At 63.3% G+C, this 21,008-nt stretch carries 21 protein-coding genes; 12 read left to right on the top strand and 9 right to left on the bottom strand.

What is annotated here, in order from left to right:
• Window positions 1–35: 35 nt before the first annotated feature.
• The 5 genes from M1D74_RS01605 to M1D74_RS01625 all read left to right on the top strand — a co-directional run bounded on the left by M1D74_RS01605 (window position 36) and on the right by M1D74_RS01625 (window position 5,048).
• Complete coding sequence (locus M1D74_RS01605; protein WP_458116262.1) at window positions 36–1,706, top strand: DUF222 domain-containing protein; 1,671 nt, start codon at window positions 36–38, stop codon at window positions 1,704–1,706.
• A gap of 87 nt (window positions 1,707–1,793) precedes the next feature.
• A complete protein-coding gene (locus M1D74_RS01610; protein ID WP_458116263.1) occupies window positions 1,794–2,747 on the top strand; it encodes an aldo/keto reductase in 954 nt (317 codons plus the stop codon).
• Window positions 2,748–2,759: 12 nt separating this feature from the next.
• Window positions 2,760–3,539 (top strand): alpha/beta fold hydrolase, encoded by a 780-nt coding sequence (locus M1D74_RS01615; protein ID WP_458116264.1) that lies wholly within the window; start codon window positions 2,760–2,762, stop codon window positions 3,537–3,539.
• A 47-nt stretch (window positions 3,540–3,586) separates the two neighbouring features.
• Window positions 3,587–4,618, top strand: a complete 1,032-nt coding sequence (locus M1D74_RS01620; protein WP_309071642.1) for a GlxA family transcriptional regulator — start codon at window positions 3,587–3,589, stop codon at window positions 4,616–4,618.
• Window positions 4,619–4,631: 13 nt separating this feature from the next.
• On the top strand, window positions 4,632–5,048 hold the full coding sequence (locus M1D74_RS01625) for a CoA-binding protein (RefSeq protein WP_309071643.1): 417 nt from the start codon (window positions 4,632–4,634) through the stop codon (window positions 5,046–5,048).
• 61 nt (window positions 5,049–5,109) lie between these two features.
• On the opposite strand, the gene M1D74_RS01630 is transcribed toward M1D74_RS01625, so the two are convergent.
• Window positions 5,110–5,937 (bottom strand): DUF1206 domain-containing protein, encoded by an 828-nt coding sequence (locus M1D74_RS01630; RefSeq protein WP_458116265.1) that lies wholly within the window; start codon window positions 5,935–5,937, stop codon window positions 5,110–5,112.
• A 58-nt stretch (window positions 5,938–5,995) separates the two neighbouring features.
• Between M1D74_RS01630 and M1D74_RS01635 the strand changes: the two genes are divergently transcribed.
• Window positions 5,996–6,391: an MmcQ/YjbR family DNA-binding protein gene (locus M1D74_RS01635; protein ID WP_458116266.1), complete on the top strand. Its 396-nt coding sequence runs from the start codon at window positions 5,996–5,998 to the stop codon at window positions 6,389–6,391.
• 61 nt (window positions 6,392–6,452) lie between these two features.
• Window positions 6,453–6,962: a DUF1990 family protein gene (locus M1D74_RS01640; protein ID WP_458117115.1), complete on the top strand. Its 510-nt coding sequence runs from the start codon at window positions 6,453–6,455 to the stop codon at window positions 6,960–6,962.
• Here M1D74_RS01640 and M1D74_RS01645 read toward each other — a convergent pair.
• The 7 genes from M1D74_RS01645 to M1D74_RS01675 all read right to left on the bottom strand — a co-directional run bounded on the left by M1D74_RS01645 (window position 6,862) and on the right by M1D74_RS01675 (window position 13,016).
• Window positions 6,862–7,359, bottom strand: a complete 498-nt coding sequence (locus M1D74_RS01645) for a GNAT family N-acetyltransferase (RefSeq protein WP_458116267.1) — start codon at window positions 7,357–7,359, stop codon at window positions 6,862–6,864. The two genes, M1D74_RS01640 and M1D74_RS01645, sit on opposite strands and share 101 nt — an antisense overlap.
• Before the next feature lie 100 nt (window positions 7,360–7,459).
• The gene (locus M1D74_RS01650; RefSeq protein ID WP_309071647.1) at window positions 7,460–7,843 is read right to left on the bottom strand and encodes a DUF1304 domain-containing protein; all 384 of its coding nucleotides are present in this window, start codon (window positions 7,841–7,843) and stop codon (window positions 7,460–7,462) included.
• Window positions 7,844–7,976: 133 nt separating this feature from the next.
• Window positions 7,977–10,265, bottom strand: a complete 2,289-nt coding sequence (purL, locus tag M1D74_RS01655) for a phosphoribosylformylglycinamidine synthase subunit PurL (protein ID WP_458116268.1) — start codon at window positions 10,263–10,265, stop codon at window positions 7,977–7,979.
• On the bottom strand, window positions 10,262–11,038 hold the full coding sequence (gene purQ, locus M1D74_RS01660; RefSeq protein ID WP_375164837.1) for a phosphoribosylformylglycinamidine synthase subunit PurQ: 777 nt from the start codon (window positions 11,036–11,038) through the stop codon (window positions 10,262–10,264). The genes purL and purQ overlap by 4 nt, the downstream gene beginning before the upstream one ends.
• Entirely contained in the window at window positions 11,035–11,292 is a 258-nt protein-coding gene (gene purS / locus M1D74_RS01665) for a phosphoribosylformylglycinamidine synthase subunit PurS (RefSeq protein WP_309123676.1), read from the bottom strand. The genes purQ and purS overlap by 4 nt, the downstream gene beginning before the upstream one ends.
• A 173-nt stretch (window positions 11,293–11,465) precedes the next feature.
• Window positions 11,466–12,044, bottom strand: a complete 579-nt coding sequence (locus M1D74_RS01670; protein ID WP_458116269.1) for an SSI family serine proteinase inhibitor — start codon at window positions 12,042–12,044, stop codon at window positions 11,466–11,468.
• Window positions 12,045–12,092: 48 nt separating this feature from the next.
• Window positions 12,093–13,016 (bottom strand): 3-methyladenine DNA glycosylase, encoded by a 924-nt coding sequence (locus M1D74_RS01675; protein WP_458116270.1) that lies wholly within the window; start codon window positions 13,014–13,016, stop codon window positions 12,093–12,095.
• A 347-nt stretch (window positions 13,017–13,363) separates the two neighbouring features.
• On the opposite strand from M1D74_RS01675, the gene M1D74_RS01680 reads away from it, so the two are divergent.
• A complete protein-coding gene (locus M1D74_RS01680; protein WP_458117116.1) occupies window positions 13,364–16,429 on the top strand; it encodes a S8 family serine peptidase in 3,066 nt (1,021 codons plus the stop codon).
• A gap of 135 nt (window positions 16,430–16,564) precedes the next feature.
• Window positions 16,565–16,843, top strand: coding sequence for a hypothetical protein (locus M1D74_RS01685; RefSeq protein ID WP_375164377.1), 279 nt, complete (start codon window positions 16,565–16,567; stop codon window positions 16,841–16,843).
• Between the two features lie 28 nt (window positions 16,844–16,871).
• Here M1D74_RS01685 and M1D74_RS01690 read toward each other — a convergent pair whose 3' ends face one another.
• Window positions 16,872–18,158 carry an aspartate kinase gene (locus M1D74_RS01690; protein ID WP_309071652.1) on the bottom strand — a complete coding sequence of 429 codons (1,287 nt, stop codon included), beginning with the start codon at window positions 18,156–18,158 and terminating at the stop codon, window positions 16,872–16,874.
• 217 nt (window positions 18,159–18,375) lie between these two features.
• Between M1D74_RS01690 and M1D74_RS01695 the strand changes: the two genes are divergently transcribed.
• The 3 genes from M1D74_RS01695 (at window position 18,376) to M1D74_RS01705 (ending at window position 20,981) form a co-directional block, all read left to right on the top strand.
• Window positions 18,376–19,308: an ABC transporter ATP-binding protein gene (locus M1D74_RS01695; protein WP_309071653.1), complete on the top strand. Its 933-nt coding sequence runs from the start codon at window positions 18,376–18,378 to the stop codon at window positions 19,306–19,308.
• Window positions 19,305–20,426, top strand: a complete 1,122-nt coding sequence (locus M1D74_RS01700) for an ABC transporter permease (RefSeq protein ID WP_458116271.1) — start codon at window positions 19,305–19,307, stop codon at window positions 20,424–20,426. Before M1D74_RS01695 ends, M1D74_RS01700 begins: the two co-directional genes overlap by 4 nt.
• 135 nt (window positions 20,427–20,561) lie before the next feature.
• Entirely contained in the window at window positions 20,562–20,981 is a 420-nt protein-coding gene (locus tag M1D74_RS01705) for a YybH family protein (protein WP_309123673.1), read from the top strand.
• Window positions 20,982–21,008 lie beyond the last annotated feature (27 nt).

Genomic DNA, 21,008 nt, shown 5'->3' on the forward strand with positions numbered 1-21,008 from the left:
CCGGAAATGTCAGTGGCGGGTGTTTGGCTTTCCTCATGACGTTGGAAATGGGGCTGGAGGAATCATCGCTGTATGCCGATGACTATGCCTGGCATGACTTTCTGACTGAGCGTGACTTCCGCCCTGAGGATCTTTGGGAGTTCGACTGTGAACTTTGGTCTCCAGGGGTCGGCAGTACACAGGCAGAAGGGACCGCCCATGCCCAGCCGGAGTCGGGCGGACAAACACCCGGTCGGCCAGAGGCCCAGCTTCAGCCTTCAATGCGGGTGTGGGAATCGGCACCTCCCACGCATTCCGCGGCTACCGGAACGGACACGGATCATGCCAATGGGTTCGGCTTGGGTTCTCCGGATCCTGCTGGTCTTTGCGGGCGGGTGGTACTCACTGGGCTCGAAGCTCTTGATAACAGCGATACAGCAGACGCCTTGAAAAAACTTGCCGGGCTCCGGTCCTGGATTGATGCTATAGAAGCGCGCATTGTCGCTGCGCTCGCCGACAGGACTCGGGATGAAGTTCTGCACCGATTCCCGAGTGGGAACCGCGTGGAGGACATGGCTCAGTCCGTTGCAGCATCAGAGGTGGCCTTCACACTGAACATCCCGGAACGCACCGCGCACCGTCTGGTTGAGGAATCCGTGCAGCTGACCGCGAAGCATTCCGCCACCCTGGAAGCGCTTGAAGCCGGATCGATTTCCCGACGTCATGCAATCCTGATTGCGGATGAGTCGCTCGGCATGCCGCCGAACGCTGTGCCGCTCTTTGAGCGGGCTCTGCTTGATCAAGCCCAGGGTATGACTGTAGCCAAGCTTGCCCGCAGGGCACGCCGCCTCCGCGAAGAGCATCACCCGCAGACCCTTCGCTTCCGCAAGGTCAAGGCTGAAGCAGAGCGGCACGTTGAGCTGCAACTGGATGATGACGGGATGGCCTGGCTGCATGTTTACCTTCCGGCGGAGCAGGCATGCGGCATCTACCAGCGGTTGACGAGTACGGCCCGTAAGGTGAAGACTCCGGACGAGCCCCGTACCCTCACTCAACTCCGGGCAGACGTGTTCGTGGACCTGCTCACCCACGATTGCACCACCAATGAGCATTCAGCGTGGCGGGGTATCACCGCACACGTGAATGTCACCGTGCCGGTCCTCGCGTTGCTCGATGTCCTCGGGGAGGACACCGGCGTCCCTGGAGACGGCTCAGCGGGCGTTCATGAAACCCCCGGCGGCAGGGCGGGCGGCAACATGGACCCGCACGGCCTCAACCAGTTCGCGGAGCTGGAGGGATACGGCCCAATCGATACTGCTACGGCCGCTCGACTGGCTGCACATGCGCCGTCTTTCACTCGAATACTCACTCACCCGGTCACCGGATCGGTATTGGACGTCGGACGCGAGACTTATCGACCGCCAAAACATCTACAGGATTGGGTTCGTGCCCGCGATCGAACGTGCAGGCATCCCGGTTGCAACCGGGCCGCGGTTGCCTGCGAGATCGACCACACTGTGCCCTGGGCAAGAGGAGGAACAACCAGTCACTTCAACCTGGCATGCCTCTGTCCCAAACACCACCTGTACAAGTCGGAGGGCGTCTTCAGGTATCACCAGCCCGAGCCAGGAAAGATCGTTGTTCGTTCGCGCGCAGGGACCGAACGGACGTCGACGCCCGATCCGCCGTTCGGAAGCGCAATGGAGGGTGAAGCGGTAAGTTCCTAGGGAGAACTCAACGTCACCATCAGTGGAGCCGCGACGCGCCAGCGCGTAAGCCGAAACCCTGACACGCCGAATAGAAGTGGAGAACCCGTGCCCGACCAGCCACAAAGTCCCATCGATCCCCGTCCCTTGGGAGCTACCGGCATTCTGGCCAGCCCGATCACCCTCGGAACCTCGTTTCTTGGTGCGGGGACCAGCCCGGGTAGTGCTGACGAGGCAGCCGCCGTCGAACTCGCGCGGACAATGCTTCACGGCCCTTACGCACTGATCGATACGTCCAACAACTACGCGAAGGGACGCAGCGAGGAGGTACTCGGTCTCGCAGTCTCCTCGGGGGGAGCAGCGGAAGGGCGCTCCATCGTCACCAAGGTCGACGAGGATCCAGCTACCCGATTGTTCGACCGGGATCGCGTCCGGCGATCCTTCGAGGAGAGCTGCCGGCGGCTGGGTGTGGACAGGTTAGGGCTGCTCCACCTGCACGACCCCTACTCCATCACCTTTGAAGAGGCAGCAGCACCCGGTGGTGCAATTGCCGGAATGATCGAGCTCAAGGAAGAGGGCCTGGTTGATGTGATTGGCATTGCCGCCGGAACTGTGAGCCTGATGAGGCAATACGTTGCAACCGAAGCGTTCGATGTCCTCCTCACGCACAACCGTTACACGCTCGTCGATCGAAGTGCACTCCCTCTGATCGAAGACGCAGTCAATCTGGGAATGGGCGTGTTCAATGCCGCGCCCTTCGGCGGCGGTTTGCTTGCCCGCGGGTCCGCAAGCGGCGCAAACTACGCCTACACCGCTTCTCCGCCGGAACTCCTCGAGTGGGTCGGCAAGGTCGAGCACCTGTGCGCTGACCACGGCATCGAACTGCCGACGGCGGCGCTTCACTTCTCCCTCCGCTCACCGCTTGTGGACTCCACGATTGTGGGCATCTCATCAGCCAGGCGCATCGACCAGTTGGAACGCATGCGCCAGACAGACGTGCCGGCGTCGTTCTGGGAGGACCTGGAGGCGCTCGGTACGCCGCCGTCGAATATCGCCGACTGACTGGTTGCACCGATGCAGTTCGCCGTCACGAAGGACGGAACCCGCTTGGCTTGGCGTTCCGACGGAACGGGAACCCCGCTTCTGCTGATTGCCGGCCAGGCAACAGCGCTGACAGGGTGGGATCCGCTTGTCCCCACCCTGTCGGAAGCATTCCGGGTGATCCGATTCGACCACCGCGGCGTCGGTGGGAGCGATGACGGCCCAGCGGGCCACCCGAGCACTCGGGATTTCGCTGCCGACGCCGTTAGTGTGCTCGACGCCGCCGGGATCGAGCGGGCACATGTTTATGGTCACTCAATGGGCGGACGCATTGCCCAGTGGTTGGCGATCGACTATCCGGACAGGGTCGGCGCGCTCACTCTCGCCGCCACATCCGCGGGCGGCTTTCTGGGCAGGGACCGCGATCCGGAAGCTACCCGAGCTCTCACCAGCGGTGATCCCGACCAGTTGCAACCCCTCTTTTTCGACGCCGGATGGGCAGCCGCCCATCAGGAAGCTGTTCGTACCTTCTTCACCTCACGCGCATCACCCCAGGCGAAACGCCAGCAGTTCAGGGCAAGCAAGGAGCACAACACACAGGACCACCTGGGATCCATTCAAGCTCCGACACTCATCCTCCACGGCGCAGCCGACGTGCTCACTCCGATCGACAATGCCCAGGTGCTGCGGAACCTCATCCCGCGTTCCACCCTGGCGAAGGTTCCCAACGGCCGGCACGGTTTTCACCTGGACCATCCGCAAACGCTCGACTGGATCCAACAGTTCATCACACGGAAAGCGCCGCAGATTTAGCGTGGCAGTATCTTAACTGTGGGCAAGAAATCTGCCACACTTGACCCATGTTGAAGAGAGTTGCCGTCATCGCCCTGCCGGGAGTAACGCCGTTCGAGTTCGGAGTTGCGTGCGAGGTGTTCGGTGTCGACCGCTCCAAACGCGGTGTAGGCATACCGGCCTTCGACTTCTCAATCTGCACTCCTACACCGGGACTCGTTCCCACCAATCTGGGGTTCTCCATAGCCGTCGAGGAAGATCTGAGCGCTACCAAGACCGCAGACCTGGTCATCATGCCGCCGTTCGGGGCAGACGCACCGGGACAAGGCGAAGTACACCGCGCCTTGCAGGCGGCTCACGAGCGGGGAGCCTGGGTGCTGTCCGTCTGCAGCGGCGCCTTCGCTCTGGCCGAAGCGGGTCTTCTCGACGGGCGTCGCGCGACGACCCATTGGATTCATGCCCATCAGCTCGCCGAGCAGTTTCCAAACGCCCGGATCGATGAGAACGTGCTCTACGTCCAGGACGGCACCATCATTACCAGCGCTGGAACGGCTGCCGGAATCGATGCGTGCCTTCACCTCGTGCGTACCGAACTCGGTGCAGCTGCCGCCACAAGCATTGCCCGCTCGATGGTTGTGCCGCCGCACCGCGCGGGAGGCCAGGCGCAATACATCGACCGTCCCATCTCCGTCACCCAGTGCGACACGCTGGAAGACATCCTCGTCTGGATGGACGAACATCTGGACGAGGAACACAGCGTCAGCGCCCTGGCGGCACGCGCGCACATGTCGGAGCGCACCTTCGCCCGGCGCTTCAAGGCAGAGACGGGCACGACGCCGGCCGCCTGGCTCACCGCCCAACGTGTCCTCCGCGCGCAGAGCCTGCTGGAGGAATCCGACCTGAGCATCGAAACCATCGCCCGCGAGGCAGGGTTCGGTCAGGCGGTGCTTCTGAGACACCACTTCCAGCGTGCGCTCGGCACCTCACCGGCTGCGTACAGGAGAACCTTCCGCGGTCATCCGACGCTGGTGCACGGTGCCGATCCACATCGAGCCGACCCACAGCGTGCCGAACCTTCCAACCACCTGCAACCTGCCTGAACAGGAGCCATACATGTCGCACCAGAATGACCCGGCAACCATCAAACGGCTCCTGACCACGCCAGGCCGCTGGGCCGTCGTCGGGCTTTCGAATAATCCGAGGCGGGTGGCGATGGGGGTGTCCCGCTTCCTCATCGACCAGCTCGGGATGGACGTCGTTCCCGTGAGCCTGAAGGGGGACGATGTCTACGGTCGCCAGGGTTATAAGCGACTGGCTGACGTACCGGGGAAGATTGACGTCGTCGACTGCTTCGTGAACAGCCAGAAAGTGGGCAAGGTGGTCGACGACGCCATCGCCGTCGGTGCAAAAGCAGTGTGGCTGCAACTCGGCGTGATCGATGAGGCGGCAGCCAAGCGCGCTGCGGATGCCGGACTCGAGGTCGTCATGGACACGTGCCCGGCTATCGAGGCGCCACGGATGGGGCTGTGACCGCCGACTGCTCCTGAGCTGGATGCGGCTCAGCCGCGCTCACTACTACACGCGCTCACCGCTACATGCGCTGGTAGCGGGAACGCACAATCATGAAAATCCCGTACGCGATCAGCCCGAGCGCGACGGCGCCAAGGATCCACACGCCGAACGGCTGCTCCTGAAGCGACTTCAGGGCGCCGTCGAGTCCCGTAGATTCCTCCGGGTTATTCCTCACGGTAGCGATGGCAAGCAGAAGGCCAAGAACACCCAGCGCGATGCCCTTGGCGACGTAACCAACGGTACCCAGCATGGTCACGGCCCGTCCGGCAGATCCGGAGGGCTTACCGGTCAGGTTCTCCTCGAACTTCTTGGTGATGCCGCGATAAACGAAGTAGCCGCCGATGGCGAGAATACCTACACCGACAGCGAGCAGCAGTGCGGTTCCCGCCGGGTTGGCCATGAGTGCTGCGCTGGTGGATTGCGTGGCGGAGTCGCTGTCGCTGGAGCCGCCCATCGCATACTGAAGAAAGGCCAACCCGATCGCCGCGTAGATGACAGCCTTCCCGCCGTTCTTCAAGCGGAACGTCGCCTTTTCCTTGCCGCTGAGCCTGCGCGGCGTGAAGAGGACCTCGCTGAGCAGGAAAAGCGCCAGCGCTGAACAACCAAGGAAACAGACCCACAGCAGGATTCCACCACCCGGAGAACCCGCGAGTGAGGCCATGGCCCCGCTCTGGTCCGCGCTTCCGGATCCGCCGCTCGCTACCCGGAAGGCAATGACGCCGATCAGGATGTGAAGGATGCCCGCCGCGACGTACCCTGCCCTGGCTGCAAGGAGGAACGGTTTTGAATCGGTGGCGTCTTCTGCCCCGTCAGCGACCTTTCGCGCCTGCCTGCCGATGTCTCCCATGTGCGCTCCTTGATCGTGGTCCTTATAGTGTGTCACCGCTTCGCTGTACGCTCACTATGTGGATGCAGCACAGCTTCGCGAGACCTGTCTCTCCTTTCCGGGAACCTACGAGGACTTCCCTTTCGGGCCCGAAGCCTCGGTCTTCAAGGTGCGCGCACCCGGCGGAACAGCGAAGATGTTCGCGCTTTCGGATCTCGGTTCCCCGTCCCTGTCCATCAGCCTCAAGTGCGAGCCTGATCTCGCCGAACAGCTGCGGTCAGCACACCCGGAAATCACCGGCGCCTGGCACATGAACAAAACCCACTGGAACGGCGTGGACTGCACCGGAACGCTGCCCGACGACATCCTTCGTGACATGATCGAGGATTCCTACGACCTGGTGGTCGCTTCTCTTCCCAGAAGGAACCGCGAGTCGCTCGGCTGGTCACGTCTGATCCGAGGAAGCAATGCCTGAGATCACGCACAACGCAGTCGGGTTCACCCGGGGCGGTGTCTGGCCATCAGGTTTCAGACCCATGCGCCACCGCATCAGGGTGGGCGCTGGGGAGAACCAGTTTCGGCAACTCGCTGACGGAATCCTCGCGCTCGACCTGCACCGCCGCTCCAGGCTGCGCATCCACGCCTCACAGCCTCGCGCCGCCGTCGGGGGACTGGTGGTAGTGGGCTTCGGCATAGGAAACCTGCGCTTGAATTCTCCCTGCGAGGTGGTGTGGGTCGAAGACCCGGAGGAGCACCACGACGGCACCCGCCGCGCCGGGTTTGGTTACGCCACCCTGCCCGGCCACCCGGAATGCGGGGAGGAAAGCTTCACTGCAGTCCTGGAACCCGACGGGGCGGTCTACTTCGAGCTGCACGCCTACAGTCGGCACGCCAACTGGTTCTACCGGCTCGGAGCTCCGGTTGCACGGTTCTGCCAGGAGCTGGTTACCCGCCGCTACCTGCGGGCTGCCCGTCACCTTGCCGCCGGGACGGATTCATTCCCCAGACGAAGAGCGACGCCCCGAGCGGGTAACGCTCCTCGCTGACAGAGCCGTAGCCTGCCCTCCGCAACACCGCGGCCGACGCATCGGACTGCGCGTAAGCCTCGATCGAACGCACTTCCGGGCTCTCACCGGCATACTCCGTCAGGCGGTGCAGCGCTTCCGCGGCCATGCCGCAGCCGCGCCGGGACGGTACGATCCCATAGAAAATCTGAAGAGCTCCCGCCTGCGGCGGGCCGTCGAACCCGATGGTCCCGATCACGGAGTCATTCGCCATCTCGACGATGAGCCACACACCGAAGCGTCCGCCGTCGTCGGCGTAGAGCAGTCCTGACTCAAAGAGATGGCGCGCAGCGTCCACATCAGTGGGCTGGGGATAGTCCAGCGCCCAGGAGGGTTCCCGCTCCTGGCGCGCGATCAGATCGGCGTGCGCGGCCCGCATGGGAAGCAACTTCAGCCGCGTTGTGATGAGGGGCCTCTCCCGCATCATGCTGAGGCGCCGGTCAGCTGCGGGCGCATGCCGAGCATCGCCCGGAAAGCAGTCAGGCCGGTACCATCGGCAGGGTCAGCAGCGCAATGAGCGGCGGAAGCCCTTGAACCAGCGCGGCCACCCACAGTGACCGGTTGGTCACAACCAGAACGACGGCGGCGAGCACCATGATCGCGAGCGCGAGGACGATCATGCCGTACCCGACGAGCGTGCCGGACAGCGACAACCCAACGATCACACCGGCAGCAAGAAACAGGTTATAGAAGCCCTGATTGAAAGCCATCGGGCGGATGATGTTCGCGTGTTCCTGGGAGGAGATGCCGAACTTCCGCCACGCAGATGGGTGGCGCCAGCGCACGCTTTCAAGCACGAAGATATACACGTGCAACAAACCCGCGATCATGGCGAAAAGCGCGCTCAAAAGCGGAAATGTCATGGATCAACCCTATCTGCTGGGCTGCTTTCACTCGGGATGGGGCACGTAACGATATGGCAGAGCACCGGTGTCATGACACCGGTGCTCTACCTGATGGAGACTGACCTGATCGAATTGGCGCGATCGATACGGGTCAGCCGAAGTGCTTCGGAAGCGTAGCTTCGTGTGCTTCTTTCAGCTCTCCCAGCGGGAGGGTGAAGTGCCCCTGGACGTCGAGGGCGTCGTTTTCGGCGTCAACCACACCGATCCGGATGCGCGGGAAGTTCCGTGCCGTGCACATGTCGTTGAAACGAACTTCCTCGGAGCGCGGAACCGAGACGATGGCACGCGCCTGCGACTCCGAGAACAGCGCGGTGAACGGGTCGATGCCGTCACGCTCACACAGCTCGTCGATCCCGATCCGGGCACCGACACCGAAGCGCAGGGCCGCTTCCGAGAGAGCCGCAGCAAGGCCGCCTTCGGAGAGGTCATGTGCTGCGTCGATCATGCCGTCACGTGAGGAGTTGACCAGGATTGCCGCGAGGGTCTTCTCGGCGTCGAGGTCAAGCGCCGGGGGTTGCCCGCCGAGGTGACCGCGAAGATTCGCCCACTCGGAACCGTCCAGCTCATTCCGTGTGGTGCCGAGCAGGTAAATAGCCTGGCCGTCCTCGCGCCAACCGGACGGAGTCCGGCGTGCGACGTCGTCGAATACGCCCAGCACACCGACTACAGGCGTGGGGTGGATGGCGACGCCACCGGTCTGGTTGTACAGCGAGACGTTGCCGCCGGTGACGGGAACGCCGAGCTCCTGGCAGGCGTCGGCAAGGCCGCGCACCGACTCGGCGAACTGCCACATGACCTCTGGGTCCTCGGGGGAACCGAAGTTCAGGCAATCGGTGACGGCCATCGGCTTGGCACCGGACGTGGCAACGTTCCGGTAGGCCTCAGCCAGAGCCAGCCGGGCGCCGTCGTACGGGTTGAGGTAGGAGTAGCGGCCGTTGGCGTCCGTGGAGAGCGCGATGCCCAGACCGGTCTCCTCATCAACGCGGACCACACCGGCGTCGTCGGGCATCGCCAGAGCGGTGTTGCCCTGCACGTAGCGGTCGTACTGGTTGGTGATCCAGTCCTTCGAGCACATGTTCGGGGAGGCCATCAGCTCCAGCACCGCGGCTCGAAGATCAGTGGGCGCTTCAGCGCTGAAGGAGTCAGCCTGAACGCCGTCCAACCACACCGGGCGGGAGTACGGGCGTTCGTAGACCGGGCCGTCGTGGGCAACCGTGCGGGGGTCGACATCGACGATCTTCTCGCCGTCCCACTCGATGATCAGGCGGCCGGTATCGGTGACCTCACCCAGCCACGAGTACTCGACGTTCCACTTGTCCATGATGGCTTCGAACGCCGCAACGTTCTCCGGCGTCACCACGGCCATCATGCGTTCCTGCGACTCCGACATCAGGATCTCGCCGGGAGTCAGCGACGGGTCGCGAAGGAGGACGTTTGTCAGCTCGACGTGCATGCCGCCGTCGCCGTTCGAGGCAAGTTCGGAGGTGGCGCAGGAGATGCCTGCGGCACCGAGGTCCTGGATGCCCTCAACGATCGAGTTCTTGAACAGTTCGAGGCAGCACTCGATGAGTACCTTCTCGGCGAAGGGGTCACCGACCTGAACAGCGGGGCGCTTGGACGGCTTCGCGTCGTCGAAGGATTCCGAGGCCAGCACCGAGGCGCCGCCGATTCCGTCGCCTCCGGTGCGCGCACCGAACAGCACCACCTTGTTCCCGACGCCTGACGCGTTGGCCAGGCGGATGTCCTCATGGCGGAGGACGCCGACAGCCAGGGCGTTCACCAATGGGTTGCCCTGGTAGACGGAGTCGAAGACGACCTCGCCGCCGATGTTGGGCAGGCCGAGCGAGTTTCCATACCCGCCGATGCCGGATACGATGCCGTGGACCAGTCGCGGGGTGTCAGGGTGGTCGATTGCTCCGAAGCGCAGCGGATCCATGACCGCGACGGGACGGGCGCCCATCGAGATGATGTCGCGGACGATGCCGCCGACGCCGGTTGCGGCACCCTGATACGGCTCAACGAACGATGGGTGGTTGTGGGACTCGACCTTGAAGGTCACCGCCCAGCCGTCACCGATATCGACGACGCCGGCGTTCTCACCGATGCCGACGAGCAGGTGCTCCTTCATCTCCTCGGTGACCTTGTCGCCGAATTGGCGCAGATGCACCTTCGAGGACTTGTAGGAGCAGTGCTCGCTCCACATCACGGAGTACATGGCCAGCTCTGCAGCGGTAGGACGGCGTTCGAGGATCTCGACGACGCGGTCGTACTCGTTCTCCTTCAGCCCCAGTTCCGCCCAGGGAAGCGGCTGCTCGGGGGTCTGCTCGGCGTGTTCGACCGTGTCGATATTGAACTTCTTGGAGGTTGTCTCTGTGGTCATTTGTTAACCAGTTTCTGCAGTACCGAGGTGAAAATACCGAGCCCGTCCACGCCGCCGCGGACTTCGACCTCGCCGAAGGCGGAGGAGTCCGGGCCGAAGCCGGGTTCAACCGCGTGCTCGGGGTGCGGCATGAGGCCCACAACGTTGCCGTGCTCATTGGTGATACCGGCGATGTCGCGGCGGGATCCATTGGGGTTGCCGCCCACGTAGCGGAATACAACGCGTCCTTCGCCCTCAAGCTCGTCGAGCGTGCGCTCGTCCGCGACGAACTGACCGTCCTGGTTCTTCAGAGGGACAACAATTTCGCTGCCTTCACCGTATGAGGAAGTCCACGCCGTCGAGCTGTTTTCGACCAACAGGCGCTGGTCCTTGCAGAGAAAGTGGAGGTGGTTGTTCTTGACCATTGATCCGGGAAGCAGGTGCGCCTCGGTGAGGACCTGGAAGCCGTTGCAGATGCCGAGTACGGGCAGGGAACCGCCGGACGCCGCAGCGGTGATCTGTTCCATCAACGGCGCAAAGCGCGAAATCGCGCCTGCGCGGAGGTAGTCGCCGTAGGAGAAACCACCGGGAATGATGACGGCGTCAACGTCCTTGAGGTCATGGTCGCCGTGCCAGAGCTGGACACCGGTGCCACCTGCGATGCGCACCGCCCGCAGCGCGTCGCGGTCATCGAGCGTGCCGGGGAAGGTGACGACTCCGACGCGGACTCCGGACAGGCTTTCATCGACAACTTCAGCCGCTGAGTGGCCGATCAGGGGAGTCTCGATGGTCACTGTGCGTCCTCGATGACCTCGACCCGGGTCACATCCTCGATGACGGGGTTCGAGAGCAGTGTGGCGGCCGCGTTGCGGGCGTGATCCAGCACTTCCTCGGTCACATCGCCTTCAACGGTCAACTCGAAACGCTTGCCCTGCCGGACCTCGGCGAATCCAGTGAACCCGAGACGGGGGAGGGCGCCGGCGATAGCCTTGCCCTGCGGATCGAGGATTTCAGGTTTGGGCATGACGTCAACAACGATCCGGGGCATCCGGCAACTCCTGTGAGGTGTAAACACTGGTTAGGTGCAGTTAAATGCGGTTGCCCGACGGGTGCCGTCTCACGCCTGATTTTTCGAAAGAATGGTCCAGCGCTCCGCGAGCTTGCTGTTCCATTCTACCGGCCGAACACAGCGGGCCGTGACTCGGGAGTTGGCGCGCGCAGCTAACTGGCGCCGGCGGTTCCGAGAATGGCTTCCAGCGCGTTCCAGCGCGCAATCTCGCAGCCATCAGTGGCGGAGAACGACGCGTACACGCGGTGCCCGTCGACGGTTCCCTTCACCGTGGCGGTCTGCGGGCCGCCGTACTGCTGCGTGCACATCCTGTTGGGGTCCGGCTGCGCATTGAAGAAGGCCGCACCGAGCCGCTTGACCGCCTCGCAGGCAGCTTCCGGATGAGGAACTGTAGTGGTTTCTCCAATGCCGTCCGGCGTGCACTCAAGGAAGTACTCGACCGGCGCGGACTCCGGGCTGAGCTTGATACTGATGGCCAGCATGGCGGTTCCGACTGCTGCAGGATCCGACGGGAAGCTGGGTGTGGGCTTCGGTGATTCTGGGGACATACTGCTCTCCGGGGCTGTTGGCGACGCAGATGGTTCGGCCGGCTCGGAAACGGGCGAGCTGGGAGGGGCGGCCAGTTCCGTGCCGGGTTCGCCGGGCGACCCGCACCCGCTGAGGGAGAAGGCCAGCACAGTGCCGACAAGCATAGCCACATTTCTTGCGGCGATGCCGCGTGCAAAACCCATGGGAAACCTCCTCGTCACCCTCGATATTCCAGCTGGTTCCTGCCCGGATCAGGGGTCAACGGTCAGGTGCAGTTGATTGATGTACTCATTCAACTGTGCACGCTTTAGCTGGGATTCAGCCGAGAACGCACGCTGTGCCCGCACATAGTCCGCCCGCCCGCCGGGTGTCTCGATGGCGATGGGAGGGTAGCCCCACTCCGCCAGGTCATACGGCGAGGCCTGCATGTCCATGGCGCGGATTCGCCACGAGAGTTCGAAGCAGTCCATCACCAAATCACTGGGCAGGGCGGGAGTCAGCTTGTATGCCCATTTGTAGAGGTCCATGTTTGCGTGCAGGCAACCCGGTTGCTCGAGATCCCGCTGGGCTGTCCGCGTCGGCTGGAGCTCATTCAGCGCAACCGCCTGCGGGGCATAGAAACGGAAGGCGTCAAAGTGGGTGCATCTGATCCGGTTCGCCTCCACCACCTCGTCCGTTCCCTGGGCGCCCAACCGCAGGTTCAGGTATTCGTGCCGGATGGAGTTCTCCTCCGACTTGTAGGCCATCGCCCACTCGTGCAGACCGAAACAACCGAACTGCGCAGGGCGGGCGGCAGTGCCGGAAAGGATGATGCGGGCAAAGTTCACCGCCTCCCGCCGTGCCTCGAGGAAAGCAGCGAGATCGAGCGTCACGGCGCCGTCGTCGTTCTTGAGTCCGAGCTGCTGCCGTTCCTCGGAGGTGAGGTTCCGGTAGAACTTCCAGCCCGCACGTTCGACGGCGGGGGGCCCGGTGAGAACGGTATGCGCACCCGGATGCCACTTCAGCAGCTGAGCCGGCTTCTGCGTGTAGTAGGTGAACAGGAAGTCCTCCACCGGATGCTTCTGCTGTGCCGCCCGCCGGCGCAGGTAGGGCTCGGTGTACGCTCGAACCCGCTCGGAATGGGCGGTGGCACGGGGCTCCCACTCTTCGGGAGCAAGGACGGTCACAGGCACCATCCCATTATCCCCTGATGCCTGAAGCAACGGTCTTTTACCACTATCCCGTCGGAAATTGAATGAACGGGCGTTCTCAAAACCCGATTTTGCTCCAAAGCTCTGTTTACGGGCAGGTTCTGCTCAGGACCGCCCCTTGGGAACCCTACTCGGGGGTAGCCTATGTGAGGCTCCGGTAGTGATTCAGGGCACAGACCCCCACACCAGCTGCTTTCAGTCCGGCATTGTCCGGTCGCTTTTTCGATGAAAGGTAACCTCGCGTGAAAGACCCTCAATACAGGAATCCGCGGGCAGGTGGTCTGCGCAGAGCTACAGCTCTCGTGCTGGGCCTGCCGTTGATTCTCGGTTCCATGACGGCGGTCCCCGCCGCTGCAGCACCGACTGGCCCCACTGCTACCCAGCAGATCCAGACGGTCAAGAAAGTGGATCCCAAGGACTACCCGGCCGGCCGTTACATTGTGGTGCTCAGTGAGGAGCCCGCAGCAACGTACGACGGCGGTGTCCCCGGCATCGCAGCCACCAAGCCGGAAAAGGGCGAAAAGCTCAGCGGCAAGAAGGACTTCCAGAAGTACAAGAACCACCTTGAGAAGAAGCAGCAGGCCGTTGCGGCCCAGGAGGGTGTGGAGATCAACCGCACCTACACCGCTGCGCTCAACGGCTTCAGCGCTACGCTGACGTCCGAGCAGGCTGTTGAGCTCGCCAAGGATCCGAACGTACGCATGGTCGCTCCGGACGTCGAGAACGCGCCCGATGACTACACCAGCATGGACATCCTCAACCTTCCCGGAAGCAAGGGTGCCTGGAAGACGCAGTTCGGCGGCGAAAAGAACGCCGGCGCCGGAACCGTCGTCGGGATCATCGACACCGGCTACACCCCGGACAACCCGTTCTTCGCAGGCAAGCAGGTCAAGCCGCTCAAGGGCAATGCGAAGGCGCGTGTCGGAGAGCCCTACCTGACCAAAGACGGCCAGATCGCCATGCTGAAGGCAGACGGCTCAACCTTCATCGGTGAATGCCAGGAAGGTGAAGGCTTCACCGGCGAGGAGTGCAATTCGAAGGTCCTCGCGGCCCAGTACTTCGCCGAGGACTTCATCGAGTTCGTTCCCGAGGCGAATCGGGCACCCGAGGAAGTGCTGTCGCCGGTCGACGTCGACAGCCACGGAACCCACACGGCAAGCACGGCAGCGGGCAACAACAAGGTCACCCAGACCGTAGCGGGCCGTGACTTCGGGGTGTCCTCCGGAGTCGCGCCGGCCGCCAAGCTCTCCATCTACAAGACCTGCTGGGCCGACGACGACCCGAACACCGGCGGCTGCTACTCCTCCGCCGCTGTTGCCGCGATCAACCAGGCGATCCTCGATGGCGTGGACGTGCTGAACTACTCGATCTCGGGCAGTACAACCACCACCACGGATCCTGTGTCGCTCGCGTTCCTGTCCGCAGCTTCGGCAGGGATCTTCGTCGCCACCTCGGCCGGTAACTCCGGGCCGACCGCCAGCACCGTCAACCATGGCGCACCCTGGCTGACGACCGTCGCAGCAAGCACCTTCAGCCACGCCCTGCAGGGTACAGCCGAGTTCTCGGATGGGACGAAGTTCCGCGGAGCCAGCATCATGAGCGCCGGCGTTCCGGCGAGCCCGGTAGTACTCAGCGGTAACGCGGCAGCAGCCGGTGCTGTGGACCCGGCACTGTGTGCACCGAACTCCCTGGATCCTGCCCTCGTGACAGGCAAGATCGTTGTCTGTGACCGCGGCGTGTACGACCGCGTTGCGAAGTCGGCCGAGGTTGCCCGGGCCGGCGGAATCGGCATGATCCTGGTGAACCTCTCCGACTCCTCCATGGACACCGACAAGCACGCCGTTCCCACCGTGCACGTCAACGCTCCCCAGAGCCTGGCGCTCAAGGAGAAGGTTGCCGCCAACCCCGACATCCGGGTAGCGCTGGTACCTGAGGACACCACCGGCGAAGCACTGCCGCCCGTTCCGCAGATCGCGGGCTTCTCCTCTCGGGGGCCGCTCCTCGCGACTGGCTCGGATCTGTTGAAGCCGGACATCGCTGCACCGGGCGTTGCCGTCCTCGCAGGCGTTTCACCCATCGGTACCGGAGGTGATGACTTCGGATTCCTTTCAGGCACCTCGATGGCATCGCCGCACGTCGCCGGCGTGGGCGCACTGATCCTCGCCAAGAACCCGGCGTGGTCGCCGGCTGCGGTGAAGTCCGCCATGATGACCACCGCTGATCCGGTGAAGAACGCTGAAGGCGGCGTGGACGGTGACGTCTTCGCGACCGGTGCAGGTCAGGTCGATCCCACCAGCGTGCTGAGCCCCGGACTGATTTACGACGCGGGTGTACGCGATTACCTGCAGTTTGTTGAAGGCACCGGCTTCGCCGATGTCGCGGGCATCGAGGGCCTCAACGCGAAGGACATGAACGTTCCGTCCTTCGCGGTCGGAAACCTGACCGGCAAGGTGACCGTCACCCGCACGGTGACTGCGCTCACCCCCGGGCTTTACAACGCCACGGCGAATGTTCCCGGCGTGAACGTCACGGTGACCCCTTCGGTCCTGAACTTCAGTGCGGCAGGGGAGAAGCGCACCTTCCAGGTGACCTTCGAGAATGCGGACGCCGCACTCGGCCAATTCGCCAAGGGTTCGCTGGTGTGGCAGGGCGCTGAGAAGGTAGTGGCTTCACCGATCGCGGTCCGCCCGCAGTCCGTGGTCGCTCCGTCCGAGCTCTCCTTCACATCCGAAGGTCCGGACGGCAGTGGAATCATCCCTGTTACCGCGGGAACGAATGCTCCCGTCTCGATGAAGCTTGAGGGGCTCTCCAAGGCCAACAGCGAGGCGCTTTCCCTCGTTCCCGGCCCTGTGGCCACGAGCGACAACGCGTCGAACTTCGTCACCGAGGTCACCGTTCCCAGGGGGACGCCGTTCGCGAAGATGTCGGTTCTTTCCTCCGATGACACGGCGGACTTCGACCTCTTCGTGTTCGATCCCAACGGCCGCCTGTTCCAGGTTGCCACCGCCTCGGCGAGTGAGACACTCAGCCTGCCGAACCCGGTTCCGGGAACCTACACGGCAATCGTGAACCTTTACGCAAGCACCGATGGGCGGGCGACCGCTGCAACATTCGACGCCGCGATCCTGGGCGCCGACGAGGGCAACGCCTCCATCTCGCCCAACCCGCTTGACCTTGACAACGGCCAGTCCGGAGAAGTGACCCTGAACTGGACCGGCCTCGAGCCTGGCTCATATGTCGGCCGGATCACCTACACAGGATCCACCTCCGTGACCTTCGTTTCGGTCACGGTCAGCGGTTCGGGCGACGTCGAAGCGGTCGCGGTTCCCGAGGTCAGCGGCGCAGACAAGCTGCCCGCAGGACCGCGTGAGGACACCACGCCGACGAACGGTAAGTAGCAGTACGCAGGTTACGCGAAATCCCCCGCACCGGTCTGTCCGGTGCGGGGGATTTCTGCATCAGGCCGGAGCTTTTTGGACCATTCGGACTTAAGATGTGGGTACTCGAACAGCCGCAGAGAGAAGGCGATACCCATGGCTGAGAGACCCCGGCGCCGCTGGATCAAAAACCCCGCCACCATCTTTCTGGGACCGCCCGAACGGGATGCCCTGGATGGCCCGGTGGTACACCGGCATGATGAGTTCGAAACAGCCTCAGAGGCCGAACTCGCTGAACTCAACATCGAGGTGGATTCCGACGGCCATCATTACGCCGTCCGCAAGCATCCGGACCACCAGACAGTTCGCCGAACCGAACCCGTCCAGAAATACACGGACTACTTCACGAAGCCGGTCCTCCACACGGAGGAATAGCCTCGAGAGTTAGCAGGACGACGGCGTCCTAGCGGCCCGTGCCCGCGTAAACGGTCGCAACGGCGTCGCCGTCGAGATCAAACGCCGCGTGCACGGCGCGAACCGCCGTGTCCAGCAGATCGGCACTGGTGACCACCGAGATGCGAATCTCGGAGGTGGAGATCATGTCGATGTTCACGCCGGCGTCGGACAATGCCCGGAAGAACTTGTAGGAGACGCCGGGGTTGGAGCGCATTCCGGCACCGATAAGGGACAGCTTGCCGATTTGCTCGTCGTATTCGATGCTGTCGTAGCCCACGAGGTCCTGTGCCGCCTTCAGCGCCGTCAGCGCATCGGCGCCTTCGACGATGGGCAGGGTGAAGGAAATGTCCGTGTGCCCTGAGCCATGCGTGGAAACGTTCTGCACGATCATGTCGATGTTGGAGTGGGCTCCCGCAACGATTCTGAAGATCTCAGCTGCCTTGCCGGGGATGTCGGGCACGCCGACAACGGTAACCTTTGCCTCGGAGCGGTCATGGGCAACACCGGAGATGATGGGCTGTTCCAAGGGTTCTCCCTCTTGAATCTTGATGGTGTCGTCGGGGTTGGGAAGAACCCAGGTCCCCTCGAGTTGGCTGAATGATGAGCGGACATGCAGCGGCACGCCGAAACGCCGGGCGTACTCGACGCAGCGAAGGTGCAGGATTTTCGCGCCGGACGCGGCCATCTCCAGCATCTCTTCGCTGGAAATGGTTGCGATCTTCTTCGCCGAAGGGACAACGCGCGGATCGGCCGTGTAGATACCGTCAACGTCGGTGTAGATTTCACACACGTCAGCCTTCAGGGCTGCAGCGAGTGCTACGGCAGTTGTATCCGACCCGCCACGGCCCAGCGTCGTGATGTCGTTGCTGTCCTGGCTCATCCCCTGGAAGCCGGCGACGATTGCGATGTCGCCCTTGTCGATGGACGTCCTGATCCGGTGCGGCGACACTGCGATGATCCTGGCCTTGCCGTGGATCGCGTCGGTGATCATGCCGGCCTGGCTGCCCGTGAAGGACTGTGCGCTGGACCCGGCCTCGTGGATGGCCATTGCAAGCAGGGCCATCGAGATGCGTTCCCCGGCGCTCAGGAGCATGTCCATCTCGCGGGGGTTGGAGGTGCTGCTGACCTGCGCTGCGAGGTCAAGCAGTTCATCGGTGCTGTCGCCCATTGCTGAAACGACGACGACGACCTGGTTGCCGGCCGCTTGCGTCTCCACGACGCGCTTGGCGACGCGCTTGATGCCCTCCGCGTCGGCCACGGACGAGCCACCGAACTTCTGAACAATCAAGGCCATGCGCACGCTCGCTGATATTGGGTGACGGTGTCCGGCGGTATGGACGGCGCCGGTAGCAGGTCAACTACAAAGGGGGTTTCTTCAAGTCGGCCACGGTCGATGAACGGCCCGTAACCGCACACCATGTTAACCGTTCGATTTCGACTCACCCAATCACAAGTCCTATTGTGCAGCGTTTCCAGACCAGGTTTCCTCACCCTGTTGTTAGGGTCGCCTCATGACCAATGGGTATGGGGGAATCATTGCCAGAGGTATCAAACGAAGTTTCGGCTCCGTCGATGCGGTTCGCAGTATCGATTTTGAGGCGCCGCCGGGAGAGGTGACAGCGCTGATCGGGCCGAACGGATCCGGCAAGACCACGCTGCTGCTGATCCTCGCATCGCTGCTGGCGCCGGATGCGGGCACGCTCACGGTCGGGGGATCGGACCCGGCGACCGATTCCGCAGCCGTGCGCCGCAAGGTCGGCTGGATGCCGGACACCCTCGGGGTCTGGGAATCGCTCAAGGCGCGCGAGATCCTCACCACCGTGGGTGCGCTGTACGGATTAACGACGGCGGCTGCTTCCACGCGAGCCGCCGAACTGCTCGACGCCGTCCGGCTCACGGAATACGCTGACGCCCCGGCCCGGGTCCTCTCCCGCGGTCAGCAGCAGCGTCTCAGCCTGGCGCGGGCGCTGATCCATGACCCGGAGGTGCTCCTGCTGGATGAACCGGCGTCGGGACTCGATCCGGGCTCCCGAGTGGAGCTGCGCATCATGCTCCGGCGGCTCGCCGGGGAGGGCAAGACCATCGTCGTCTCCAGTCACGTGTTGTCCGAACTGGACGAAATAGCAGACCGCGCCGTCTTCGTCAGCCGCGGGGAGTCCGTCAAGACCCAGACCCTCGACGAGGCAGGAAGTCAGCTTCGCCGCTACTGCATCCAGGCCGAACCGATGTCGGCCCTCGCCGACGTCCTGTCAAGTCACGGCGTCGTCTTCGAAGAGCGGGGCGACTCCCGGCGGGTCGAGTATCAGGTGTTGCTCAGTAGCACTGAGCAGGCAGCGTGGCTGCTGCGCACGCTCGTCCTGGCCAACGTCGTCGTGACCGCCTTTGCGCCGGCCGGCGGCGCCCTCGAAGAGACCTACATGAGCCTGGATACGGAGCGGCAATGAGCACGCAGTTGATCGAGAGTAGCCGCCCCCTCAGCCTCGGATATGCGACGGGGGTGCGTTCCATTTTCGGGCTTGAGATGAAGCAGAGGCTACGGGGCCGCGCCTGGTACATCATGATGGCCGTCTGGTTCCTTGTGATCGGTCTGGTGTTTTTGCTGGCGACCCTTACGACGTCGGCCACCGGCGGAGCGGGACCCTTTCTGTTCGACCTCGTGGTCGGCTTTGTGCTGTTCTTCGGGCTGCTGGTGGCGCCGGGCCTGTCCGCAAACGCGATCAATGGTGACCGCGCCGGCGGAACGCTGGCCATCCTTCAAATTACGCTCCTGACCCCTGGCCAGATCCTGTGGGGTAAGTGGCTCGCGTCCTGGGTGGCCTCGTCGGGATTCCTGGCGCTGAGTTCGCCGTTCATCTTCTGGGCGCTGGCTCTGGGTGGCGTCAACCCGCTCGAGGCCGTGGTCTCCCTGGTGGTGCTTGCCCTCGAGCTCGGGTTGGTGTGCGCCCTCGGCGTCGGGATCTCCGCCCTCGCAACCAGGCCGTTGTTCTCGATCGTCACCACCTACATGATGGTTGCCCTGCTGGGTCTCGGAACCCTGATCGCGTTCGGGCTCAGCATGACTCTGGTGATGGAGGAAGACGTCCCGGTAGTGCAGTCGTACTACAACTACCCGCCGGAGGTGCAGCTCAGCCAGGAGATCCCTTCGGAGGAGGACCTCGTGTGCGTCACCGATGAAATCACGACGACGGTCTGGCACACCGAACGTACAGCATGGTTGCTCGCAGCCAACCCGTTCGTCATTGTCGCGGATGCTGTGCCTTATGACAGGGCCGCGGATGACCTCCCGGTGGGGTCGTTCAATGAGACCTACCGGGCGCCCGGGGTTATGGAGAGCATCAGCGATCAGGTTCGTCTTGCCCAGGCGGGTCCGGACTACAACGTCACCTGTGCCGAGGCCCAGTTCTTTGGGCCGCGGTCGCGGGACATCGAGTCTGAGCCGTTCCCTATCTGGCCGCTCGGGCTTGCCCTGCAGGGTGGGCTGGCTGCAGTGGTGCTCTGGGCGGGCCGTCGCAAGTTGGTCACCCCAGCTCGCCGGCTCTCACAGGGCACCCGCATAGCCTGAGCGCCTCCCCCTTAGCGTCGGAAGGGGCACCTTTCCTCCGTCCGTTGTGACGGTTGACACAACACGCGAGGTTACCTATAGTCAACATTTATTGCCTGCAAAGCACCCATGCTTTCGGCATTTCGTAAGGAAAATATGAACAACCACGCGCTTCCCCAGCCGTCCGAACGTGAAGTTGCCGAAGCCGCCTCCCGGATCGTGGAAGCATTTGCGGCGACGGATACTGAACGATATTTTTCCGGTTTTGCCACCGATGCGAGCTTTATTTTCCATTCCGAGCAGAGCCGACTCGAGAGCCGCGCGGCTTATGAAGCGATGTGGTCAGAATGGGTGGCAAGCGGTTGGACGGTCATAGCTTGCGACTCATCCAACCAGCAGGTCACAGTCTTCGCCGGGGGCGCCGTCTTCAGCCACGACGTAGCCACCACGGTCCGCACCAGCGATGGTGAAGAGTCGTATCGAGAGCGGGAAACCATCGTCTTCCGTTGTGAACCAGACGGTGCGCTCCTGGCCGTTCATGAGCATCTGTCGCCCTCTCCCGCCCGGACAGCGTAGTTCCCGCCCTCACTTCCAGGAGCCCTC

This window comes from Arthrobacter sp. D2-10 (assembly GCF_054161285.1).

What these genes read in the sequence shown, in the direction of transcription:
- M1D74_RS01640 (WP_458117115.1), top strand. Translation starts at nt 6,453, where the DNA reads ATGCGCCACCGCATCAGGGTGGGCGCTGGGGAGAACCAGTTTCGGCAA.
- M1D74_RS01700 (WP_458116271.1), top strand. Translation starts at nt 19,305, where the DNA reads ATGAGCACGCAGTTGATCGAGAGTAGCCGCCCCCTCAGCCTCGGATAT.
- M1D74_RS01625 (WP_309071643.1), top strand. Translation starts at nt 4,632, where the DNA reads ATGTCGCACCAGAATGACCCGGCAACCATCAAACGGCTCCTGACCACG.
- M1D74_RS01675 (WP_458116270.1), bottom strand. Translation starts at nt 13,016, where the DNA reads ATGGTGCCTGTGACCGTCCTTGCTCCCGAAGAGTGGGAGCCCCGTGCC.
- M1D74_RS01615 (WP_458116264.1), top strand. Translation starts at nt 2,760, where the DNA reads ATGCAGTTCGCCGTCACGAAGGACGGAACCCGCTTGGCTTGGCGTTCC.
- purS (WP_309123676.1), bottom strand. Translation starts at nt 11,292, where the DNA reads ATGCCCCGGATCGTTGTTGACGTCATGCCCAAACCTGAAATCCTCGAT.
- M1D74_RS01645 (WP_458116267.1), bottom strand. Translation starts at nt 7,359, where the DNA reads ATGCGGGCCGCGCACGCCGATCTGATCGCGCGCCAGGAGCGGGAACCC.
- M1D74_RS01705 (WP_309123673.1), top strand. Translation starts at nt 20,562, where the DNA reads ATGAACAACCACGCGCTTCCCCAGCCGTCCGAACGTGAAGTTGCCGAA.
- M1D74_RS01685 (WP_375164377.1), top strand. Translation starts at nt 16,565, where the DNA reads ATGGCTGAGAGACCCCGGCGCCGCTGGATCAAAAACCCCGCCACCATC.
- M1D74_RS01670 (WP_458116269.1), bottom strand. Translation starts at nt 12,044, where the DNA reads ATGGGTTTTGCACGCGGCATCGCCGCAAGAAATGTGGCTATGCTTGTC.
- M1D74_RS01695 (WP_309071653.1), top strand. Translation starts at nt 18,376, where the DNA reads ATGACCAATGGGTATGGGGGAATCATTGCCAGAGGTATCAAACGAAGT.
- purL (WP_458116268.1), bottom strand. Translation starts at nt 10,265, where the DNA reads ATGACCACAGAGACAACCTCCAAGAAGTTCAATATCGACACGGTCGAA.
- M1D74_RS01650 (WP_309071647.1), bottom strand. Translation starts at nt 7,843, where the DNA reads ATGACATTTCCGCTTTTGAGCGCGCTTTTCGCCATGATCGCGGGTTTG.
- M1D74_RS01630 (WP_458116265.1), bottom strand. Translation starts at nt 5,937, where the DNA reads ATGGGAGACATCGGCAGGCAGGCGCGAAAGGTCGCTGACGGGGCAGAA.
- M1D74_RS01605 (WP_458116262.1), top strand. Translation starts at nt 36, where the DNA reads ATGACGTTGGAAATGGGGCTGGAGGAATCATCGCTGTATGCCGATGAC.
- M1D74_RS01690 (WP_309071652.1), bottom strand. Translation starts at nt 18,158, where the DNA reads ATGGCCTTGATTGTTCAGAAGTTCGGTGGCTCGTCCGTGGCCGACGCG.
- M1D74_RS01620 (WP_309071642.1), top strand. Translation starts at nt 3,587, where the DNA reads ATGTTGAAGAGAGTTGCCGTCATCGCCCTGCCGGGAGTAACGCCGTTC.
- M1D74_RS01680 (WP_458117116.1), top strand. Translation starts at nt 13,364, where the DNA reads ATGACGGCGGTCCCCGCCGCTGCAGCACCGACTGGCCCCACTGCTACC.